Source organism: uncultured Eubacterium sp. (assembly GCF_945980375.1).
Classification (GTDB): domain Bacteria; phylum Bacillota; class Clostridia; order Oscillospirales; family Acutalibacteraceae; genus Eubacterium_R.
The window spans coordinates 1-6,750 of the sequence record NZ_CAMFQO010000042.1 but is presented as its reverse complement, the minus strand read 5'-3'; the positions used below and the strand labels follow the sequence as shown (position 1 = coordinate 6,750).

6 protein-coding genes are annotated in these 6,750 nt (G+C 40.8%); all 6 read right to left on the bottom strand.

Going from position 1 to position 6,750, the window contains the following annotated elements:
• Positions 1 to 87: 87 nt before the first annotated feature.
• Positions 88 to 492, bottom strand: a complete 405-nt coding sequence (locus Q0P34_RS08115; RefSeq protein ID WP_294955284.1) for a hypothetical protein — start codon at positions 490 to 492, stop codon at positions 88 to 90.
• Between the two features lie 119 nt (positions 493 to 611).
• On the bottom strand, positions 612 to 1,739 hold the full coding sequence (locus Q0P34_RS08110; RefSeq protein WP_294955282.1) for a DNA recombination protein RmuC: 1,128 nt from the start codon (positions 1,737 to 1,739) through the stop codon (positions 612 to 614).
• A gap of 76 nt (positions 1,740 to 1,815) precedes the next feature.
• Positions 1,816 to 3,015: a VanW family protein gene (locus tag Q0P34_RS08105; protein ID WP_294955280.1), complete on the bottom strand. Its 1,200-nt coding sequence runs from the start codon at positions 3,013 to 3,015 to the stop codon at positions 1,816 to 1,818.
• A gap of 10 nt (positions 3,016 to 3,025) precedes the next feature.
• Positions 3,026 to 3,736 carry an L-ribulose-5-phosphate 4-epimerase gene (locus tag Q0P34_RS08100; RefSeq protein WP_294955278.1) on the bottom strand — a complete coding sequence of 237 codons (711 nt, stop codon included), beginning with the start codon at positions 3,734 to 3,736 and terminating at the stop codon, positions 3,026 to 3,028.
• A gap of 14 nt (positions 3,737 to 3,750) precedes the next feature.
• Complete coding sequence (gene araA, locus Q0P34_RS08095; RefSeq protein ID WP_294955276.1) at positions 3,751 to 5,223, bottom strand: L-arabinose isomerase; 1,473 nt, start codon at positions 5,221 to 5,223, stop codon at positions 3,751 to 3,753.
• Between the two features lie 10 nt (positions 5,224 to 5,233).
• Positions 5,234 to 6,750 (bottom strand): FGGY-family carbohydrate kinase (locus Q0P34_RS08090; RefSeq protein ID WP_294955275.1); only part of this gene is annotated, 1,517 nt, incomplete at its 5' end.

Sequence of the window (6,750 nt, the reverse complement as noted above, 5' to 3'; positions counted from 1 at the left end):
GCAGTTAATCCTTTCGGATTAACGAGTATTTTAACGTAGAGTAAGGGCAATATCTGCCACGATAAACCGTGGTTCGGATTATTACCGTTACCCTACGCTTTCGTGCGTCAAATCAGGAGTAAATTTATCTATATAGGCAAAATGAAAATCAACATTTGTTGCCTTTGATAAGTCGTTAATTATACTGATAAAATCTTCCATACTTGTTTTATTGTTGTTTATTATTTTCATAGTGCAATCAACAAAAATATCTGTCAAATCAAAATTACTTGCACAAATACCGGACAAAAATCCATAAAGAGAAATAGCACCTTCAATATCATAGTCCTGCGAATTAATATATCTTATGCTTCTTGGGAGCAGGCATTGCAAATCGTTACCGCAATCAACAAAGGCAATGCATCTTTTTTCATCCTGTGCAAGTTCTGTTGCGTTTCTAACAAGCGCATTTGTTTTGCCACAACCGTTATCTCCTGTAATATAATTTACCATCGACATCAATCCTTTATGTATTTTACTAAATTATACCATAAATTTATTAATAGCCGATTAAGTAATTTTCAACGAACAATTAAAAAACTGTAAAATATATCGCAGGTTTTGACTTTATTCTACTCTAAAAGTTCTATTTGCGACACATTAGATTCAAGTTCATTAACCTTTTTTAGATTTTTCTTGATAATTTCATTTCTCTCATTTGCCTTGCCGATTATTTTTCCGGCTTCATCAATTTTTGTTTGAGCCTTAAGGAGAAGCTCACCGAAAAGATCGTACTGCTTTTTGGCGTTGCCGAGTATTTTCCACACCTCGTTTGCACGCTTGTTTATTGCAATGGTACTAAAGCCGAGCTGAAGAGAATTCAAAAGTGCCGTAATTGTGCTTGGACCTGCAACAAGAATACCCATCTCCTGCAATCTTTCGGGCAGGCCTGTTGGGCTATTCATTATTTGGGCATACAATCCCTCAGTTGCAAGATACATAATAGCAAAGGGTGTTGTATATGGCTCGTTAATATAATTTTTAATAGCCCTCGCTTCCTCCTTAACTCGTTGCTCAAGCGCCTTTTGTGCCCTATCCACCGCTTCAATATTTCCCTGCTCGCCCGCATCTGTCAGACGGATATAATCCTCCATAGGAAATTTTGAATCTATCGGCAACCAACTTATCTCATCATTATCTGCGTTGGGTATCTTTACTGCAAATTCTACCTGTCCGTTATACTTTGGATTGGTTTTTACATTTCTTTCGTACATATTGGGAATAATTTGCTCAAGAATATTATCAAGCTGAAGCTCTGCCCAAGTGCCTCTTGTTTTAACATTGGTGAGTATTTTATTAAGCCCTGTTACACCTGAGGACAGCTCCTTCATTTCGCCGAGTGATTGGTAAACATTTGTAAGCTGAGTGGACACCTGCTCGAATGAAGCGTTAATCCTTTTGTTTAAGGTGGAGGTTAGCTTTTCATCAACTGTTTCTCGCATTTGCTCAAGCTTTTTTTCATTGCCCTCCTGCATTGATAAAATGGACTGTTGAATAAATTTTGTCTGATTTACATTGTTATCATTAAGCGTTTCCATAATTTTGACCTGTTGCTCGTAGTTTTTATTTACAAGCTCATTCATTTGACGGGACAGCTCTTCAAGCCTTGCGCTATTAGTACCCTTTGATTGTGTTAATGATAAAATTATAAGCACAAGCAAAAGCACAATACAGGCTCCAAGCATAATATACATAATCATAAATATCACTCCTTTACTTATAAAATAACATAACACCCATCACATTTCAATGATGGGTGTCATTTTTTGGACTGTATTAATAATGTGACTTTGTGGTGTAATTACACTTACCGCCCACATAACGCTTCATAGTAAAGTTTTTGCCGCTTCGCTTAACCTTTATGCTAACCTTTTTGGGTTTAACGTTTTGGTGTGTAAGGAAGGTGCAGGATATTACTCCGTCCTTAACAACCATTTTTATCTTTATGGGATAATTAGTGTTGTTGGTAAATTTCAAATCCTGCGACGGCCAATAAATTGCGGCATCTCTGCCCAAAGGAACATATGCAACCCTTTGAGAATGTTGATGGCGTTCTTTAACCTTAAGGTTTGAAATCAGTACGGTGTTGAATATAGTTGACGCAACCTGACAAATACCGCCACCTATACCCATTGACGAAGCATTAGCTCCGTTAAAAACATGAGCCTTTTTGTAGCCCTTAGCGGCAGTTCTCTTACCTACAACCTTGTTAAACGAAAATGTTTCACCCGGCATAATAACGGTTCCGTCAATAGCCTTTGATGCAATGCGAAGATTTGTTGTTCTGTTCTTATTGTTAACATACTTTGTTGAATACTTGGCATACACCCTTGTAAAGCTGCTGCTTGATTTTTTTGACCATGTGCTGTAAAGAGGCTTGTTTTTCTCATTATAGTTTATTGCACGGATTTTGCAGTAGTATGTTTTGTTATTATTCTTTACGGTAAAGGTTTTCTTTGTAGCACTGCCTGAAACAAGAATAGTTTTTACTCCGGACTTAAAGGAACTGTTTTTTGAATACATAATTTGGTACTTGTCGCACTTGACCTTGGACCATTCAACAGTAAGCTTTGTTTTTGATTTTTCGCCGTAGCATGCTTTAATGCTCGGTGTTTTAGGTGCTGTAATAGGAGCAGGGGCTGCTTTTTTATAAATAGTAAAATAAACCGTCTTTTTGCCCTGATATTCCGAACCGGGAACAGCAACAACAGACAAAGATGCTGTGCCGACAGCAGTATTATTTTCAAGCAATTCAACATAATCTTCATCCTTAGCAAGCTCTACGCCATTAAAGAAAACCTTATAGCTTGGCACAATCGGCTTGCCTGTAGCTTCAAATTTTGTAATTGAGTTTTCAAAAACAATGTCCGCATTTTCCAAATCATTGATTTCAAGTGCATAAACCGGTGCTGTCGAACAAATACACATTACGACAGCAAGGAATACAGCAAGAAGCCTACTAATATTTTTTGTCATACAAATCCTCCTATTTATCCTGACCGTAATATGCATTTTTGCCATGCTTACGTTCATAATGCTTATCCAAAAGATATTTTTCTATACCGATATTAGAGTCGTCACCCAAGGCTGCAACTGCCTCTGTTCTGTATGCCATTTTGCATACCTCCTCTAATATCAATGCGTTTTCAACAGCCTTTGCGGCATTTTTGCCCCAAGCAAAGGGACCGTGACGATGAACAAGTACAGCAGGACATTCCTGTGCAGATAAGCCTCGTTTTTCAAACTCTTCAACGATAACCTTGCCTGTATTCAGTTCATATTCTCCGTTAACCTCTGCTTCGGTTAAGCCCCTTGTACAAGGTATACTGCCATTTGCAAAATCTGCATGTGTTGTACCGTAGGCGCGAACATCTCTGCCTGCCTGTGCCCAAGAGCATCCCCATGATGAGTGAGTGTGCACAACACCACCAATGCTGTCAAAGCGATTGTAAAGCTCCATATGTGTTGGGGTGTCGGATGACGGATTAAGCCGTCCCTCAACCTTATTTCCCTTTAGGTCCATAACAACCATATCATCAGCAGTCATTTCACTATATGGCACACCTGACGGTTTTATTACAAATAATCCGCTTTCTCTGTCAATAGCAGAAACATTACCCCAGGTTAAAACCACCAAGCCGTATTCTACAAGCTTAAGGTTTTGAAGATAAACCTCTTTTTTTAATTCCTCTAACATCTTTTCTCCTTATGCTACATACCGAGCTTGTATGCAACATCATTATAAAATAGCTCTTTTCTAAATTCGTTAATTTCGGTATTCTTATTGATATGAACAAATTCAATGCCCATAATCTCGGCAAAATCACGCATATGGTCTGCCGTAAGAGAATATGAAAGAACACTGTGATGTGCGCCGCCTGCATAAATCCAAGCCTCTGCCGAGGTTTGAAGACAAGGCAACGGCTTCCACAACACACCTGCAACGGGGAGCTTTGGCATATCGTTTACCTGCTCCTTACACTCAACATCATTAACTATCATACGAAGCCTGTCGCCCATATCAACAAGGGTAACAACGATGGCATTGCCTGTTTGTGCCTTAAACACCAATCGTGCAGGATCCTCTCTGTCACCGATACCGAGAGGGTGAACCTGAATCTTTGCCTTTTCGCCTGCGATAGTAGGACAAACCTCAAGCATATGTGAGCCAAGAAGCATCTCGTTGCCCGGCTCAAAATGATATGTATAATCCTCCATAAACGCAGTACCGCCCTGCATACCCTCTGACATAAGCTTCATTACTCTTGTCATAGCGGCAACCTTCCAATCGCCCTCTGCACCAAAGCCATAGCCCTGACGCATCAAGTCCTGTGTCGCAAGTCCCGGAAGCTGACGAAGTCCCTGTAAATCCTCAAAATTGGTATGGAACGCACCAAAGCCCTCTTTTTCGAGGAATTTCTTAAGTGCAACCTCCTCACGAGCCTGATATCGTACAGCCTCTATATTATCGGTATCCATAATGTAATTAGCCTCGTATTCAGCCATTTGAGCATCGATTTGGGCATCTGTCACAGCATCAACAAGCTTGATAATATCTCCGACTCCGTAATGGTCTACCTGCCAGCCAAGCTTGATTTGTGCTTCAATCTTGTCACCGTCGGTTACGGCAACATTACGCATATTGTCTGAAATACGAAGAACACGAAGCTTTCTGCTTTCCATAGCTCCGACAGCCGCTCTCATCCAAACGCCGATTTTATCCTGCATTGTCTCATCCTGCCAGTAGCCCGCAACAACCTTATGCTTCAATCTCATACGAGCTGAAATGTAGCCGTGCTCTCTGTCACCGTGAGCAGATTGATTAAGATTCATAAAGTCCATATCAATATCCTGCCACGGAATGTCACGGTTAAACTGTGTATTAACGTGCAAATATGGCTTTTCAAGTGCATTAAAGCCCGCAATCCACATCTTTGACGGAGAAAAGGTATGCATCCAGGTGATAACACCTGCACAGTGTTCATCATTGTTTGCCCCCTGCATAACATCCAAAATCTCCTTTGATGTTTTTACGCATGGCTTTGCAACAACCTTGCATGGAAGCTTTTCACTCCAAGCCTGTGCAATCTGTGTTGCGTGAGAATTGATTGTATCAAATATTTCCTCGCCGTACAGGAACTGTGTTCCTACGACAAACCAAAATTCATAATCCTTAATAGCCATATTGTTCTCCTTAAATATTTTCATAGGCTGTAATTTCAGCCTTAAGTGCTGATTTGTAAAGCTTCATATATTCCTCAAAGCCATTGACGTCCTGTTCATTAGGAGCAATAACAGAGCTTTGACAATTTGCAAACACCCTTGTGTTGAGGTATTCATCAAGAGGCTGTGAGCCACCGTCAACGCTGTAGCGAGCCAAAACAGCCATACCCCAAGCACCACCCTCACCTGCTGTTTGCATTACAGCAACAGGACAGTTCATGGCACCTGCCATAAGCCTTTGACCGACGATGGGAGTTTTGAACAGACCGCCGTGCCCCATAAGGCAATCAATAGTAACATTTTCTTTTTCCAAAATCTGCATACCGATTTTAAGAGTTGCCATTGTTGAATAAATCTGTGCTCTCATAAGGTTTGCAAGATTGAAATCAGCACCCTGTGCTCTGACAAGCATCGGTCTGCCGTCTGTAGTGTGAGAAACGGGTTCGCCCGAAAAATAATTGATATTTACCACTCCGCCGGCATTTGCATCGGCATAAAGTGCAGACTCATAAAGGATATCGTAAATTTCCGGCTTTGTAAGCTGACTGCCCGTAGCACAGGCAAACTGACTGAAAATATTTACCCAATGGTCAAGATCGGTACAGCAATTATTACAATGCACCATAGCAACAGGCTTTCCAACAGGGGTAGTAACCATATCAATTTCCTCGTACACCTTTGAAAGCTGTTTTTCAAGCACAACCATTGAAAAGATTGATGTACCTGCACTGACATTGCCTGTTTTGACTGCTATTGCATTTGTAGCGGTCATACCTGTTCCGGCGTCGCCCTCCGGAGGAGCCATAGGTACTCCTGCCTTTAATTTACCCGATGGGTCAATAAGCCTTGCTCCTTCCTCGGTTAAATATCCTGCATTTTCACCTGCTAAAAGTGCTTTTGGCAAAAGGTCAAGGATATTTATTCCGAGTGCTTTAACCTTTGGAAGAGAATTGAATTTTTCTACCATATCAAGATTATAATTATTCGTAGTGCTGTCTATCGGGAACATACCCGATGCTTCACCGATGCCAACCACTCTTTGACCGGAAAGCATATAGTGAATATAGCCCGCGAGAGTTGTTAAATGAGCAATACGGGCATTATGCTCCTCACCGTTAAGTATAGCCTGATACAAGTGAGCAATGCTCCATCTTTGCGGGATATTAAAATCAAAAAGCTCTGTTAATTCTCTTGATGCTTCTGCAGTAACGGTGTTACGCCATGTCCTAAACTCTGCAAGCTGATTATCGTCTTTATCAAATGGAAGATAGCCGTGCATCATAGCGGAAAAGCCAAGAGATGAAAGCTCTGAAATATACGAGCCGAATTTATTATTACATTCCTCGTTAAGATTTGAATAGGCGTCACGAAGCCCTGCCCATGCATCGTCGAGGCTGTAAGTCCAAATTCCGTCAACAAGCTTATTTTCCCACGTGTGAGAGCCGGAAGCAATAGGATTAAAGTCCTTATCAATAAGGACTGCCTTAA